Source organism: Phytoactinopolyspora halophila (assembly GCF_003287285.1).
Classification (GTDB): domain Bacteria; phylum Actinomycetota; class Actinomycetes; order Jiangellales; family Jiangellaceae; genus Phytoactinopolyspora_A; species Phytoactinopolyspora_A halophila.
The window spans coordinates 17171-31499 of sequence record NZ_QMIG01000049.1; the positions used below are offsets into that span (position 1 = coordinate 17171).

Genomic DNA, 14329 nt, shown 5'->3' on the forward strand with positions numbered 1-14329 from the left:
CATGACGATTACCGCTGACTCCAAGACCGTTCCGGTGACCCCTGCCATCTACCGCTACCTGCACACCCACACCGAACCTCCCAGCGCGGCACAGCAGGCGCTGATCGAGCGCACGCACGAGCTCGGCCAACCGGCGGAGATGCAGATCCCCCACGAGCAGGCCGTGTTCCTCACCATGCTCACTCGAATCTGTGACGCGCGGTGCGTCGTCGAGATAGGAACCTTCACCGGATACTCCACCCTCGCCTTCGCCCTCGGTATGCGTTCCGGCGGACGGGTGATCACGTGCGATCTGTCCGACGAGTGGATGGACATCGCGCGGCAGGCGTGGTCCGAGGCCGGCGTGGCGGAACGGATCGAACCGCGCGTCGGTCCGGCGTTGGATACGCTGCGAGCGCTTCCCGACCGCCCCTTCATCGACCTGGCCTTCATCGACGCCGACAAACCCCGCTACCACGACTACTGGGAGCAACTCGTGCCCCGGGTGCGGGCAGGCGGGCTGCTCCTCGCCGACAACGTTTTCTACGGCGGTGAAGCCGTGAGCCCGGACGCGTCCGGAAACGCCGCGGCGATCCGCGCGTTCAACGAGCGCGTCCGTGCCGACGAGCGCGTCGAGTCCGTCATGCTGCCGATCGCGGACGGGCTGACGCTCGCACGCAAACGCGAGAGCCCGGAGCACGGCCGGGATGGCGAGTAGGCAAATGGAGCGTCACCTCGCCGACCCCGCATATAGGGCCACGAGTGCCAGAAAGGTGGGACGCCCATGACCACGACCGTCGACAACCCCGAACCGCCGCAGCACCTCTCCGGCGTCGTCGGCTACCGCTTCATCTACACGTACTCGAACGGCTGGACCTACGAGATGTACGTGAAGAACGCGACCACGATCGACTACCGGATTCACTCCGGGATGGTCGGTGGCCGGTGGGTGAAAGACCAGCAGGTGGACCTCGTGATGCTCACCGAAGGCGTGTTCAAGATCTCGTGGACGGAACCGACGGGCACGTCCGTCTGCGTCACCATGGTGCCCGATGAGGGCATCTCGCACGGCGTGATCTTCTTTCCACGCTGGGTCGAGCAGAATCCGGAACGCACGGTGCTCTTCCAGAACGACCATCTGGCGCAGATGCGCGAGTATCGCGACCGTGGACCGACGTACCCGATCCATGTGGTCTCGAAATTTGCCAAGATCATCATAACCGAGTACGTCGGCCCCGATGACGAGAACGCCATTGCCTGCAGCCCGGACGAGCTGCCCGCCGAATTCACCATGCCGCGCGAGACGAGTTGACCCCGACGGCCCACGGGCGGCCACCGGTGATGACCGCCGGCCGCCCGCCAGGCCGCTGGTTACGGCCGGCCCAGCCGCAGGAAGATCGACTCACCGGTTGCGTCGTCGAGACCGTCGTTGTCGACCACGGCCACCAGCTCGGCCCGGCCCGGCCGTCCCGGTCCGCCCACCAGGGCGAGACCTTCGGGCTTGTCCGGCACCTCTCCCCCGCCGGCGCGAAGCGCCGGCAGCAGGTCGAGCACGGGCTCTTTGGCCAGCACCGGCTTCGCCGCACCGGCGGGCACCGGGGAAACCGCCGACACGTCGACCCGGTAGACCATCTTCACCTCAGCCGACGCGGCGCGCTGGTTGTCGCGCTCCAGGACGAGCAGCTCGCCGCCGCCGGCCGCGGTCAGATCGGAGAGGCCGACCCACCCGCCGTCGGGGGCCCCGTCCAGCGGGTACGCGGCGAACGCCCACTCTCCCGTCGCCGGTGTGTACCGGGCAAGCGTCGCCTGCCCGGGCTCGTTGTCCGCCCACTCGCGCTGGATGGCGACCCACACGTGTTCGCCCTGAACAGCCACACCCTCGAAACCGAACCGCACGGCACCGGCAGCCACCTCCGCGGGCAGGCTCACCTCGTCTTGCACCACCCCGTCCGCATCGGTGCGCACCAGCAGGTTCTCGGTGCCGTCGGCCGGGTTGCCCTCGGACGCCAGCCAGTACCCGTCGTCGACGGCGGCGACCGCCTCCAGGTCGTAGTCGGCCGGTTCACTGTCGCGGGTAATGACCTGTTCTGCCTCGACGACCGCCGGCACGGCCTCGACGTCGACGGTCAGGATCCGGCTCGGCTGGTACGCGTTGTCCGTGACGGCCACCGCCCGCCCGGCATCGCCGGGAACGGCGGACAGGCCGGACAGCGCACCGAACCCGATCGGGGCCCCGCCGTCACCGTCGGCGGAGATGATCGACGGCGCCGCGGCGTTGCGCTCCAGCCGAGACGCGTGCGACGCGTGGGTCAGCCGGTAGGTCGCCAGCGACGACCGCATACCGTCGCCGGCGTCGTCCTCCTCGCTGGCCACCAGCAGCAGTTTCCGCTGCGGCACCGGCAGCAGCCCTTCGGGGGCGACCCCCGTCGGCAGGCCATGCACCAGCTCCGGCGCGTGCGGATCGTCCACGTTGTAGACCGCGACCAGGTTGGCGCGTTCGAGACCGACGAACGCGTAGCGGTGCCGGCCGTACTCGGCCACCGCGATTCCTTCGGGCTCGGCGCCCTTGTTGTCCGCGCGATGGTCGGGGTACTGGCCGTGGCGGATCGCCAGGTCTTCCAGCTCGGTTCCGGAAGAGAACACCACCTCGCCGGTGCGCGCGTCGAACGCCGTCCACGTGCGGGTGCCGCCGCGCCAGTCGCCCTCGTCGGCGGTGCCGATGGTGTCGTCGTCGAGCCAGGCCACCGCGTCCGGCTCGCGCGGCCCGCTGATCGAGCCGTCCGGCGCGATCCGGCCGTCGTCCACCGTGTCGACACCGTCGAGCGTGTCGGTCCCGGCGGAGAAATGCCCGCGCACCTCGCCCGCAGCGAGATCGACGATGGCGATGTGGTTGTTCTCCTGCAACGTCACGACGGCCTCGTTCCGGCCGTTGATCGCGACGTATTCCGGCTCCGGGTCCTCCGGCGCCACGTCGGCCAGCCCGGTCAGCTCGACGCGCCGCACCGTCCACTCGCCGGGGTCGCCGTCGAGGTCGACGACGGACAGGTAGCCGGCGGGCAGCTGCGGCAGGCCACCGTCGCCCAGGTCCTCGTCTCGCTCGTTCTCGATGGCGATCGCGGCGAAACGGCCGTCGCCGGAGATGTCGACGGCATCCGGCTGGCCACCGAGATCGTGCTCGGCAACCGCACTCCGCGTCGACAGGTCAACGACCACCAGTGCACCGGACGGCTCGATGAACGACTCGGACCGGTCCACGGCCACCAGGGCGTACTCGCCCACCACATCAACCGACGTCGGCTCGCCGTCAACGTCAACCGTGCCCAGTGGGGTCAGGTGCCCGCGCGCACCGATCCCCGCCAGCCCGAGCCGCTCGCCGGACGAGTCGGTGTACACCGCCGTGCGGCCGTCACCCGTGACCGCGGCGATCTCTGCCACCGTTTCCTCGTCGGCCGACGAGTTCTCGTACACCGGCATCGTCGTCACCCGCTGGAACCAGCCCTCGCCGGGACGAATCCCGTCGCTCGTTCCCGCCCGGTCCGCGTCTGCGGCGGCCACCAGCGACGACGCCAACAGCGCCACCGTGACAGCGGCGACCGCACCGCCTGCTCTGCTCTGTCTCTTGCCCGGATTCGACACCGGCACCTCGACCTCCTCAGGGACGCGATCAGCTCGGTGCTTTCTAGTCGTTCCGGTCGACCCCGTTCCGTACGCGAGGTGAATGCCGGACGAATCTCACCGGCGATGCCGATGACGCCGCAGGCGAAACGACCGGAGATGAACCGGACAGCATCACCGGGCGCGGGCCGGACCCACGCGTGCGCCACGAGAAAACCGGTACTAACCACTACCACGCGTTGTTAAGGTGCAGCGATGGTCTCGGTGCATCAGTTCCAAGTGACGTTCGCCTGCATCGATCCCACAGGTATGGGCCCGCGGCTGTTCTTCCAACGCGTTCCCGAAGGCAAGGTCGTCAAGAACCGGCTGCATCTCGACGTGCGCGCCGGCACCGGGCTCGTCGGCGACGAGCGCCTCGCCGCGCTCGAGGCCGAGTGCGCCAGACTGGTCGCGCTCGGCGCGGCACGTGTGCGGCTCCTGCCTGCCGACGGGCACAACGAGTCGTGCATCGTGATGCAAGACATCGAAGGCAACGAGTTCTGCCTCGACTGAGGCTGCGCGAGCCTGCTTGCACTGCGCATCAGGAAACGCGAACGACCCACCGCGAGCACACAGCGCGCCACGCCGCGCCCGGCGGCGACCCTGTCAGTGCCTCCCTGTAATGTCACGCGCCATGTCGGGTCAATCGGGTCCTCACGACGCGGTGTTTCGTCGTGTTCTTGGCGAGCCATCCAACGCTGCCTCTCAACTACGTGCGGTCTTGCCGCCCGCCTTGGTCAGCCGCCTGGATATGCAGCGGCTGACCCGGATATCCGGCAGCTTTGTGGATGCCGAGTTGCGTTGGCGGCATTCCGACTTGCTCTTCACGGCCCCGCTCGACGGTCGTGACGCGTTCCTCTATGTGCTTGTCGAGCACCAAAGCGGCACCGATCCGTTGATGCCGTTTCGAATGTTGCGCTACATGGTACGGATCTGGGAGCGCTACCTGACCGAACATCCCGACACGACCCGTCTGCCCGTGGTCATTCCGCTGGTCGTCCATCACAACCGCCGCCCTTGGACCGGACCGACCGATGTGGCAGACCTTCTCGATCTCGATCCCGACGCCACCGCGATCGCTGACGAGTACCTACCCCGGTTTCGGTTCATACTCGACGACCTCGCCGTCGTCGACGAAGCGGCGTTGCGTTCTCGGCCGCTCACTCCGCCCGCCCGCGTCACACTACTCTTGCTCAAGATCGCCGCAGGAAACGCTCACCTTGCCGACGACCTGCGGCGATGGGCCGGAGACCTCCGCGCGATCTTGGACCGGACCGACGGAATCGACGACTTCCTGGCACTGTTGACGTACATTGAAACTGTCGGCGAAGCTCCGGCTGAGGAGCTGCACGAGGTGTTCGCCCAGCTTGGCCCAGATGCAGAGGAGGCATACGTGACGACAGCAGACATGCTCCGCGCTGAAGGTCGCACTGAGGGGCGCACTGAGGGGCGCGCTGAAGGGCGCGCGGAAGGGCGCGCGGAGACACTCGTTCAGCTGCTTACTCTCAAATTCGGCCCGCTACCCACCGATGTCCTCGACGCGATCCGCACTGCTTCGGCCGACCAGCTGCACACCTGGACCGCCCGTGTCCTCACTGCCACGACCATCAACGACGTTGTCGACCGCTAGCGGCCGCCCTTCCACCCACCCCTCCACCGCGAGATGTACTGCTCACGTCCAGGGACACGGCCACAATGCTCTGGACGGCGATGTAATAACCGGTCAGAGTAGCGCTACGATCAGGAAACCCGCCGTGCACGAGCACTGGCAGCAGTACGTTGCACACGGCGATCGCTGCACCGATAGCGACGGTATCCGCCCAGACCGACACCGCACCATCCACCGGCGCAGAACACAGCAGCACTCCCCCGATCAACAACAGCAGCGCACCGAGCAGTGTCCGCCTCCCGGTCTGTCCGACGACACGATGATCGGCGACGTCTGGTTCGACACCATCTTCTTCGGCTCACTGGAGCGGATCATGAATGTGGTGCCCATCGACGCCACTGACCTCGCGGACTGGGCCGTACGCCTCTACGACGAGTACCTGCGCCGGCCCGACCTCATCCGGCTGGCCACCTGGGCCCGAATGGAGCGCCGGCCGTCCGGTCACCTCGTTGACCAAGATGAACGTCTGGACGATGCCAAGCTGCGAGCAATCGCCGATGCGCAAGCGGCCGGCCTCGTGAGAGATGGCGACCCGTTCGACCTGATGGCCATGGTTATCGCGATGTCCATGGCCTGGTCCCCGGTGAGCAACGTTTACGCGGCCACCGCCGACGAACCGCCCGACGTGCACGAGCGGCGTCGTGCCCTACTCCGCGACTGCGTCGCGCAAGCGATCGCACTTGAGTAATCGCGACAACCGCCAACGTGCTGGATGTGAATTAAACCAGCCCGAGCTCCCTGGCTCGTAGGCCGGCCTGGAATCGGGAATCGGCGCCAAGGGCGTCCATCAGCTCGGCGACCCGGCGGCGATACGTGCGCACGCCGAGTCCCAGTGTTCGGGCCGCTGCTTCGTCCTTGACTCCCTGGCCGAGGAGGTCCAGCACCTGAGGCGCGATCTGCCGGATCTCGGCGACCCGTGCATCGTAGACGTCCAGCTCCGTGGCCGACCGCCACGCCGCCTCGAACAGCGAGCTCACGCCCTGCACCGTCTCAGGCTGGCTGATAAGGCTGTAGCTGCGCTCACCAGCCTGCTGGTCGCCCGCGAGGATCGCCACCCGCCCGTCGAGGATGATCGTCTCATTTATCTCCTCGGTGGCAACGCGGACCTGTGCGCCGTGACGGTCACGCGCCGTGGCGATCCGCCGCGCCCACGTCGGATCCAAGAGCATGCCGGATCGGTAGAGCTTGCGCACGCGTAGTCCTTCGCGTCGCGGCTCCTGGCCCGCCGCCTGACCGCCCTGCGCGCGCACCCACGTCCAGGTCGCGAAGTTGTTCGCCGCACACCTGATGTCGGTAGCGGTCTCGAACAGGTGCGCAGTGCGCAGGAATACCTCCTCCTCGCCACGCACCACGTGGACGGTATCCGTCGTCCGCATAGCACTATTGTGCCGCACCGGCAGCACCCCGGTCCGTACTGGCAGCAAGTTGCCAAACCAGGCGGTGCTACCCCTCGCCGCGCCAGGCTGGCGACATGACAACCACCACAAACACCACGAACCACGCCCCGAGCGCGGCCGCCGCGGGCACGTGGCAGCTCGGCGACCGCACCGTCAACCGGATCGGTTTCGGCGCGATGCGCCTGACCGGCATGCCCTGGGACTCGGCGCCAAGGGACCGTGCTGACGCGATCGCCGTCCTGCGCCGCGCCATCGAACTCGGCGTCAATCACATCGACACCGCCGCCTTCTACTTCCTCCCGACCCGCTCGGCCAACGAGCTGATCAGCACCGCGCTCCAGCCCTATCCCGACGACCTGGTAATCACCACCAAGGTCGGCCCAACCCGTTCCGACCAGGGTGAGTTCGAACCCTACGCACGCCCCGACCAGCTTCGCGGACAGGTCGAGTTGAACATCCGCCAGCTCGGCCGTGATCACATCGACATCGTGAACCTGCGCTGGGGCAGCGGTCTCGACAAAGAGTCCGGGTCCGTCGCCGAGCACATCGGCGCCCTCGCCGACCTGCGCGAGGCAGGTCTGATCCGGCACATCGGCGTTTCCAACATCACCACCGATCAGCTCACCGAGGCGATGGGGATCACGCCCGTCGTGTGCGTACAGAACAGGTACGGCCTCACCGAACGCACCGACGACGAGCTGGTCACCCTGACCCGCGAGCACGACATCGCGTTCGTTCCGTTCTTCGCTGTTGGCGGCTCCCCACGTGGTATCCCCGACGAGACGGGCCAAGCGGAGGTCGCCGCCGTCGCCGAGGCGCACGGCGCCACGCCGGCGCAGGTCCGGCTGGCCTGGACGCTGCACCGCGGTCCGCACGTGCTGGCCATTCCGGGCACCGGAAATCCAGCGCACCTGGACGAGAACATTGCCGCCGGGGCTCTCCAGCTCAGCGACGACGAACTCGCCCGGCTCGACGGCATCGCCCCTGCGGGATAGCGATGGCCGGGCCTGTGGCAACCGGCCAGATGGCGCTTCAAGCCATGCCACCGTTGGTGAAGATGGTCTGGCCGTTGACCCAGCGGGCCGGACCGGCGAGGAACGCCACGGTTTCGGCAGTGTCCTCGGGCGCGCCGAGCCGGTTCATCGGGTTCATGGAGGCGAGCTGATCGATCAGTTCCTCGCTCTTGCCCTCAAGGAACAGGGGCGTCGCCGTCGGGCCGGGGGCGACGGCATTGACGGTGATATCCCGGCCGCGCAGCTCGCGGGCAAGGATCAGTGAGATGCCCTCGACGGCTGCCTTCGAGGCGACGTAGGCACCGTAAGACGGGAGCTGCGTGCGCGTAACGGACGTCGAGAGGTTGATGATCGCCCCACCGGTGCGCACCCGGTTGGCGGCAAGCTGAGAGACCACGAAGGTGCCGCGGATGTTCGTACGGTGCATCCGGTCCAGGTCGGCCAGGTCCAAGGTGGCGATGGGCGATAGAAGCATGGTGCCCGCGGTGTTCACCACGACGTCGAGACCGCCGAATGCGTTCTCCGTCGCGTCGAACGCGGCGGCCATGGCGTTCTCGTCGGCGATATCGCCACCGACGGCGATCGCTCTCCCGCCGGCCTCGGTGACCTCGCCGACCGTCTCCTCGGCGCGGTCCTTGTTGCCCGAGTAGTGCACGGCTACGGCGTATCCATCGGCGGCGAGGCGTTTGACGACGGCGCGGCCGATGCCGCCGGAACCGCCCGTGACGAGGGCGATCCGAGGCTGATCGGTGGTGGTGCTCATGATCATCTCTCCTTGTCGGTTCTCCCGGTATTCGAGGTATCGTCGCTAATAAGTGATTGCAATCGACGATAACACATCGCTGATTGCCATCTTGCGTTATCGTTGCTACATGAAGGATCGAGGGGACACCCGACAGCGGATCATCCGGGCCGCGACGGAGCTGCTAGAGCGAGACGGGCGGGAAGGCGTAACGACCCGCGCTGTGTGTGCCACCGCAGGCGTACAGCCACCCACGCTGTACCGGCAGTTCGCTGACATGAACGAGCTGCTCGACGAGGTCGCCGACATCGGGTTCTCCCAGTACCTGGAGCGCAAGCACGCCATCGAACTCACCGACGACCCGGTTGCTGACCTGCGTCGGGGCTGGGACACTCACGTCGAATTCGGGCTGGAGAACCCCGCCTACTACCTCCTGATGTATAGCCGTCCCACGCTGCAGCGCCGCAGCCGCACCGACGAACGCGCCCTGGACCGATTGCGCATGCTCGTCGAGCGGATTGCCGTTTCCGGGCGACTGACGGTCCCGGTAGACACGGCAGTGGACATGGTGCACTCCGCGGGCGTCGGCCTTACGCTCAACCTCCTCCAGACACCACGCGAACACCGCGACCTCACCCTCCCCCGCCGTCTCGGTGACGCCGTCATCGACTCCATCACGGCCGTTGAGACCAGTGCACCGGCAGACCTCGCCCAGCGCGCAATCAGCCTCCGGGCCGTACTAGACCAAGCTCCCGATCTGTACAGCCCCGGCGAACGCGCCCTTCTCGATGAGCTCCTGGCTCGCGCCGCCTCAAGAGTGACCTGATCGCCGCGGATGAGAAGGATGGCCGGAGCGATCTCGCCGAAGGCGTCGGAAGCGTCACCGAGGACCGTGGCCACTCGCCCGGCGTGCTCGAAGCGTCACGGGCATGGTGTGCCTCCGGTCATCACGACCCGCCGGTGAGTACATCCGGGGGTAGATCGGTGCCCGTTGAACAGAGGAGCCGACGGTGGGGAGTGTGGTCAGCCATGGTCGGCGCGCCGCCTTCGCCGGGGTCCGGCGCCATCTGTACACAGAATGACCACGACGTCGCCTGGGTCGTCAGGGTACTCGGCCCCGGCACGTCGAAGACGTCGGTATTGGGCGCTATCCGGCGCAACGGGGTTAGGGCGAAGGCGCGGGCCGGTGACGCTCTCACCGGGTTCCAGCCGCACGGCGGGCGCCCGATAAGCGCTACCGGTGTTCCTGTCGGTGCCGCTGCTACGGCTGGTGGCAAAGATCTCCTTAGTGACGAGGACGGTCCCAGCGTCGTCGCTGTAGACCCAGCTGGATTCCTCAGTGTCCGGAAGGGGGACATCGACCGTAGGTGTGATCTGCGCTGGCCGTCGTTCTACCACGAGCACGGCGACATCGGCATTATTGGTGACGGTGTACTCGGCGACCAGGCCCGACGTGTCCGGCGGATAGTCGGGTCCGGTGGGAGCGCCGACACCGAGTTCCGCGTCGAGGACGACGTCGAGCTCGATGGGAGCCGTCGTGCTGTCGCCGTCGGGGTCCTCGCTGGACTCGCCTCTGCTGCAGCCCATCAGTGCGATCATGGCAACCACTGCCGAGAGTGCTCGACCCAGGTGCATCGCCCGTCCTCTCGCTGGCGCATGGTGGATGTGTCCCCTTCGACGCGCCACGGCTCGGCACGGTTCATGACCTCGTCGATGTCGCGCGTGGCGCGCTAGAGGTGCTCGCCATCGGACTCGGGGACCGCGCAGGGGTTCTCCACCAGTCGGGCGCAGGAGTACACAGCGACGTCGTAGCTTTCGTGGATGTTCGAGTGTCCGAGGAGCAACTCGCCCCCTAACCTCACCCACACCGCCATGCTTGACCTCGTCTAGCTGGGGCTTTGCCGCCCAGCCCGTCACGTGGTCTTGTCTGACACGCCGAGCGGAAGCAACTCCGCCCTGATCGGCTTGTCGGGTGCGAGAGAGAAGACGGCGTTACCGTGCTCGATTATGATCTGTTCGATCTGTGGAAGATTCGCAACCAAAATCGCCGCCACCTGCTCAGCGGGCGTCATTCGCATCTCACGAGTGATCAACACACTCGGACAATTCGCACTCGACGACGCGAGGAACTTGGTCAGCTTCTTATCCGCGGTCACCAGCACGCGATCCTGCGTACAGCACCATGCCAGAATCTGCGGATCAGCGCTGGTCGCCAGCCCGACATTATCGGTATGAGCGGCATCGTAGCCCTGAGCTGCAAACAACGAGGCAAGCCGAGACGGTAAGTTCTGATCGATCAGCAGCCTCAAGCCGGTTCCTTCAACGGCACGTAGAACTCCCGATGCGCCAAGGTAGCCGCATAGCCCAGCGCCTGCTGAACATCCTCCGGCTCAATGAACGGAAAGTCCGCGTGGACCTGCTCGAACGTCCACCCCGCAGCCAGCAACTCAAGCAGATGTTCAACGCTGAACCGGTAACCACGAACACACGGCTGACCACCAAGCTTGTCAGGCTCAACAGTCAGACGATCAAAACCAGGCACAGTCTGTGGCATGGCACCAGTGTAGACCTCCAACGCTGCCATGACCGGACACACGACAGACACACAATCGTGTTCGTGGCCACTACCCGCGCTGCGCCCGTCAAGTGGCGCAAGATCGCATGTACAACACCAGAAGGACGGCCTGCTGCACGGATAGGTGACAGTTCCTAGTCACACTGCAAGCTCGGCTGGCGTGTTCATAATGGTCTCGAACTCGATGGGGGTCAAACGTCGGAGGCCGGGTTGGCGTCGGCGGCAGTGGTAGGTCCGTTCGATCCAGGTCACGATCGCGATGCGTGGCTGCTTACGGGTGTCTCAGGAGCGTCGGTTGAGGACATTGTTCTGCAGCAGTAAGAAGAAGCTGTCCATGGCCACGTTGTCCCCCGCGGCGCCGACCCTGCCCATCGATCCGACCATGCAGTGTCGGGCCAGGGCACGCAGGAACTTTCGGAACCGGAACTGGGCAGGTTCAAGGGGTCGATGCAGTACCCGAGGATCCGGCCCGGAGCACACGTCTTTGATGGCGCACAGGTAGAGCTTGCCCTCCACGGTCGTGTGCTCGGTGTAGGGGGTCGGACCGGGGCGCCCTGTCAGTCTTTCGGCTGGTGGGTTCCCCGTCGCGCCCTCCGAACCGGACGTGCGACTTTCGCCGCATCCGGCTCTCCACGTGTTCATGCAGATGGGGCGGGTTCTGGTTGCGTTGCGCTCGACCACGAGGTTGAGCTCTTGGTGCCCCGGTAGCGGTAGCGCTCGACAGGGAACGCGTTGACCCGGAACATCTCGATCCCTCCGGCACGGATGTGCCATCCAGGCAGGTAGCGCCGGATCTGGGTGTGCATGTTCAACCCGAGGTGTCGTTTGCGGAGCCACCCGATCACCCGCCAGAAGGTGAAGTGGTCGAGGTAGCCGAAGGTCCGCGAGGACACTCCGTGGCGGAAGTAGGTGCACCAGCCCCGCAGCGTCGGGTTCAACCGGCGCAGCAGGTCTGCGAGCGTTCGATGTCTTGCACGGCGTGTCAGCGCCCGCACCTTGCCGATGATCGAAGCCAACGACTTCTTCGATGGATAGGTGTAGAGCGCCTTCTTGCCGGTCCGACTCCGCCAAGCACGGCGCTGGATGCGCCAGCCGAGGAAGTCGAACCCCTCATCAATGTGGCAGCCCCTCGTCTTCTCAACCGACAGGCGTAGGCCCATCGGTGCGAGAACTGCGCTGACCTCGTCCCACAGCGCGTCGGCATCGCAGCGTTGCCCGTGGATGAGAACCACGAAGTCGTCGGCGTAGCGGACGAGCTTCACGACCGCACCACTGGCGCGTCGATGCTTGGCGCGTGTCCATTCCGGGCCGAGCGCTTCCCACTTCGCGGCGAAGTGCTCGGCCAGCAGTACCGGCCTGTCCCGTCGTTGTCAGGGCTGCTTCCGCCCTCGCCCCCATCCCGGGGATCAGGCTGCCCTCAGCTTCACCTCGCCGCTGCGGCAGCGCGGCGGCGCAAGTCTTCCACCTCCACTCGGTTCAACAGCGCCTCGTGGCGCTCGATGTCGGCCAGCCACAGCCGGTTCGGGCCATCCGCGGTGAAAATCGCGCTCGACGAGATCGTCGTGGACCGGGGTCCGGCCTTCGTCCCCTTGCCGCGGACCTTCTTCTTTTCGAACGCGCTGAACCAGCCGTTCTGCGAACAGATCCGCCACGCGGTGCGCTCAGCCATCGGCTGGCCGGCGTCGTGGGCCTCATCAGCCAGGAATCGGTGCCCGAACTCGAGGTCGTCACCGTGAGCGTCGACCAGCGCGTTCGCGCGATACGCCGCAACCACATCGGCATCGGTGATCCGGGCCGCCAGCCACCGGTAGTAGGGCTGGCGAGCGAGCTTGAGCACCCGGCACGTCACCACAACGGGCACCCCATCGACATAGGCACGGAGTGCGGGGACGGCCTTCTCGGCGAGAAGCTCGAGCACGGCCTGTTGCAGAGACCGAGTGATGTTCGCCGAGCGAACGGCATGCCCATTGTGCGACACAAACGACAGCTCCTGACTCATCGAAACATGAGAATCGTAGTACGACCCAGCATCGTGTCTCGCCCCAGATGGGATCTGCCGCCATCCCCTCGGCAGATCCGCTCAAATGGCACCATGATCAAATCACACCCCTTCAGCATCTCCTGAATCCGTCATGGATGTTCCAGACCTATCCTGTCGATGATCTCCTGAATCCCCACACATGGCGGGGCAATACCCGGTAGCTCATCGCACTTACCGTGCTGGCCTAGGAGGACAAGGTACACACGCGAGACCAGAAGGAGGCCACGCATGATCAGAGGTGACACCCCCGTATCGCCCTTGGAACAGCTGGAGAAACACGTGCGGTTGTACCTGTTCTACGGCGACGCCGAGGATTTACACGAATGCAAGAAACTGATCAGCAGCAGAGCCGGCGCCAAGCTCATCCAACCTCGAGCAGCATCGGACAAAGCAGGCATCGCAACCCCGCCTCGGCCGGCTCATATACCCTCTCACAAGCCGTGTTGACCAGACGGCGCGCCTAAACGAGCTGCGCTAGGCCGCCGAGGACGGCGCTCTGGCGTTGAAGGCTAAAGCCAGAAGTTTGCATCAGGCCGGTGCGCTAGGACTGACCATGGTTCCGATCGGCTTTTCCCTCATTGTGAGTGCCGCAGCCGTTGATGTACTCGCACCTGACGACCGGCTTCGGGTTGTCTTCCTCGGGTTCTCGCTGATCGTCGTCAGCATGGGTGGAAAAATGATCTCTGACTTCAGGATGGAGCGTACACAACGACAAGCGGCAGCGTGGGAACTCCTCAAGGACAGCGCCGATGCTGGACTGGAACATCACCGGCAAGCAACGGCCGAATCACACTATTCAGCTATCATGCCGCATCCAGCGCAGACACGTCGCCGCAGCTGGGTATCCACCCTGGCGAGCTGGGCAGTTTCCCACGTTGGTAACGGCCGCAATCACTCAAGGGATATATGACTAGCGCCTCTTAATGCGACCTTTCTGGCATGCGAGGAGAACAGGACGCGGTCGACACGGGCGGTCAGGGCATCGCCGCCGGGCTGGGCAATGCTACCCGGCCCACCGCGACCGGGCCGGACGCGGTGGGCCGTCGCCGATCGGGGTCGTCAGCGAACCCGCCCTCGACGGTACGCATCGTCAAGAGGACTCAACCGGTCGCCACCGTGCCCCGCTCGCCCGGTGAACTCTCGACGCGTCGTGGACCTCGAGCCGGACGAATCCCTCATCACCGGCGTCGAAACTGAACGTCCCCAGGACCCGCCACTCGCCAGCGTTCTCCTGCTGGTTCACCGTGAACGAGTCCTCG

Annotated in this window: 15 protein-coding genes and 2 pseudogenes; 8 read left to right on the forward strand and 9 right to left on the reverse strand. The window is 66.0% G+C overall.

The window, feature by feature from the left end:
* Position 1: 1 nt before the first annotated feature.
* Entirely contained in the window at positions 2-697 is a 696-nt protein-coding gene (locus DPM12_RS22140; RefSeq protein WP_112260522.1) for an O-methyltransferase, read from the forward strand.
* Between the two features lie 66 nt (positions 698-763).
* Entirely contained in the window at positions 764-1291 is a 528-nt protein-coding gene (locus DPM12_RS22145; RefSeq protein WP_112260523.1) for a phenolic acid decarboxylase, read from the forward strand.
* A 59-nt stretch (positions 1292-1350) separates the two neighbouring features.
* On the opposite strand, the gene DPM12_RS22150 is transcribed toward DPM12_RS22145, so the two are convergent.
* The gene (locus DPM12_RS22150) at positions 1351-3621 is read right to left on the reverse strand and encodes an esterase-like activity of phytase family protein (protein ID WP_211659244.1); all 2271 of its coding nucleotides are present in this window, start codon (positions 3619-3621) and stop codon (positions 1351-1353) included.
* A 258-nt stretch (positions 3622-3879) separates the two neighbouring features.
* Here DPM12_RS22150 and DPM12_RS22155 point away from each other — a divergent pair.
* The 3 genes and pseudogenes from DPM12_RS22155 to DPM12_RS22165 all read left to right on the forward strand — a co-directional run.
* Positions 3880-4146: pseudogene (locus DPM12_RS22155) on the forward strand (VOC family protein); the annotation flags it as partial.
* Positions 4147-4267: 121 nt separating this feature from the next.
* Positions 4268-5263, forward strand: a complete 996-nt coding sequence (locus DPM12_RS22160) for an Rpn family recombination-promoting nuclease/putative transposase (protein WP_158543009.1) — start codon at positions 4268-4270, stop codon at positions 5261-5263.
* Positions 5264-5387: 124 nt separating this feature from the next.
* Positions 5388-5990: a hypothetical protein gene (locus DPM12_RS22165; protein ID WP_211659245.1), complete on the forward strand. Its 603-nt coding sequence runs from the start codon at positions 5388-5390 to the stop codon at positions 5988-5990.
* 31 nt (positions 5991-6021) lie between these two features.
* Here the strand turns inward: DPM12_RS22165 and DPM12_RS22170 are convergent, their stop codons facing one another.
* The gene (locus tag DPM12_RS22170; protein ID WP_112260525.1) at positions 6022-6678 is read right to left on the reverse strand and encodes a helix-turn-helix domain-containing protein; all 657 of its coding nucleotides are present in this window, start codon (positions 6676-6678) and stop codon (positions 6022-6024) included.
* Positions 6679-6773: 95 nt separating this feature from the next.
* Here DPM12_RS22170 and DPM12_RS22175 point away from each other — a divergent pair, with 95 nt between their 5' ends.
* Complete coding sequence (locus DPM12_RS22175; RefSeq protein ID WP_112260526.1) at positions 6774-7694, forward strand: oxidoreductase; 921 nt, start codon at positions 6774-6776, stop codon at positions 7692-7694.
* A 37-nt stretch (positions 7695-7731) separates the two neighbouring features.
* Here the strand turns inward: DPM12_RS22175 and DPM12_RS22180 are convergent, their stop codons facing one another.
* The gene (locus DPM12_RS22180; RefSeq protein ID WP_112260535.1) at positions 7732-8475 is read right to left on the reverse strand and encodes an SDR family oxidoreductase; all 744 of its coding nucleotides are present in this window, start codon (positions 8473-8475) and stop codon (positions 7732-7734) included.
* Between the two features lie 109 nt (positions 8476-8584).
* Here DPM12_RS22180 and DPM12_RS22185 point away from each other — a divergent pair, with 109 nt between their 5' ends.
* Complete coding sequence (locus DPM12_RS22185) at positions 8585-9280, forward strand: TetR/AcrR family transcriptional regulator (RefSeq protein WP_112260527.1); 696 nt, start codon at positions 8585-8587, stop codon at positions 9278-9280.
* A 197-nt stretch (positions 9281-9477) separates the two neighbouring features.
* On the opposite strand, the gene DPM12_RS22190 is transcribed toward DPM12_RS22185, so the two are convergent.
* The 6 genes and pseudogenes from DPM12_RS22190 to DPM12_RS23715 form a co-directional block, all read right to left on the reverse strand.
* A complete protein-coding gene (locus DPM12_RS22190; protein ID WP_123788454.1) occupies positions 9478-10041 on the reverse strand; it encodes a hypothetical protein in 564 nt (187 codons plus the stop codon).
* A 326-nt stretch (positions 10042-10367) separates the two neighbouring features.
* Entirely contained in the window at positions 10368-10763 is a 396-nt protein-coding gene (locus DPM12_RS22195) for a DUF5615 family PIN-like protein (RefSeq protein WP_112260529.1), read from the reverse strand.
* Positions 10760-11008 carry a DUF433 domain-containing protein gene (locus DPM12_RS22200; RefSeq protein ID WP_112260536.1) on the reverse strand — a complete coding sequence of 83 codons (249 nt, stop codon included), beginning with the start codon at positions 11006-11008 and terminating at the stop codon, positions 10760-10762. The genes DPM12_RS22195 and DPM12_RS22200 overlap by 4 nt, the downstream gene beginning before the upstream one ends.
* Positions 11009-11167: 159 nt before the next feature.
* A pseudogene (locus DPM12_RS24020) lies at positions 11168-11461 on the reverse strand (IS3 family transposase); the annotation flags it as partial.
* Between the two features lie 206 nt (positions 11462-11667).
* Complete coding sequence (locus DPM12_RS22210) at positions 11668-12291, reverse strand: group II intron maturase-specific domain-containing protein (RefSeq protein WP_211659246.1); 624 nt, start codon at positions 12289-12291, stop codon at positions 11668-11670.
* 161 nt (positions 12292-12452) lie between these two features.
* Positions 12453-13028 carry a hypothetical protein gene (locus DPM12_RS23715; RefSeq protein WP_211659247.1) on the reverse strand — a complete coding sequence of 192 codons (576 nt, stop codon included), beginning with the start codon at positions 13026-13028 and terminating at the stop codon, positions 12453-12455.
* Positions 13029-13623: 595 nt separating this feature from the next.
* Between DPM12_RS23715 and DPM12_RS22985 the strand changes: the two genes are divergently transcribed.
* The gene (locus tag DPM12_RS22985; RefSeq protein WP_123788453.1) at positions 13624-13980 is read left to right on the forward strand and encodes a hypothetical protein; all 357 of its coding nucleotides are present in this window, start codon (positions 13624-13626) and stop codon (positions 13978-13980) included.
* Positions 13981-14329 lie beyond the last annotated feature (349 nt).

What these genes read in the sequence shown, in the direction of transcription:
- DPM12_RS23715 (WP_211659247.1), bottom strand. Translation starts at nt 13,028, where the DNA reads ATGAGTCAGGAGCTGTCGTTTGTGTCGCACAATGGGCATGCCGTTCGC.
- DPM12_RS22985 (WP_123788453.1), top strand. Translation starts at nt 13,624, where the DNA reads ATGGTTCCGATCGGCTTTTCCCTCATTGTGAGTGCCGCAGCCGTTGAT.
- DPM12_RS22170 (WP_112260525.1), bottom strand. Translation starts at nt 6,678, where the DNA reads ATGCGGACGACGGATACCGTCCACGTGGTGCGTGGCGAGGAGGAGGTA.
- DPM12_RS22175 (WP_112260526.1), top strand. Translation starts at nt 6,774, where the DNA reads ATGACAACCACCACAAACACCACGAACCACGCCCCGAGCGCGGCCGCC.
- DPM12_RS22140 (WP_112260522.1), top strand. Translation starts at nt 2, where the DNA reads ATGACGATTACCGCTGACTCCAAGACCGTTCCGGTGACCCCTGCCATC.
- DPM12_RS22185 (WP_112260527.1), top strand. Translation starts at nt 8,585, where the DNA reads ATGAAGGATCGAGGGGACACCCGACAGCGGATCATCCGGGCCGCGACG.
- DPM12_RS22160 (WP_158543009.1), top strand. Translation starts at nt 4,268, where the DNA reads ATGTCGGGTCAATCGGGTCCTCACGACGCGGTGTTTCGTCGTGTTCTT.
- DPM12_RS22190 (WP_123788454.1), bottom strand. Translation starts at nt 10,041, where the DNA reads ATGGGCTGCAGCAGAGGCGAGTCCAGCGAGGACCCCGACGGCGACAGC.
- DPM12_RS22180 (WP_112260535.1), bottom strand. Translation starts at nt 8,475, where the DNA reads ATGAGCACCACCACCGATCAGCCTCGGATCGCCCTCGTCACGGGCGGT.
- DPM12_RS22145 (WP_112260523.1), top strand. Translation starts at nt 764, where the DNA reads ATGACCACGACCGTCGACAACCCCGAACCGCCGCAGCACCTCTCCGGC.
- DPM12_RS22200 (WP_112260536.1), bottom strand. Translation starts at nt 11,008, where the DNA reads ATGCCACAGACTGTGCCTGGTTTTGATCGTCTGACTGTTGAGCCTGAC.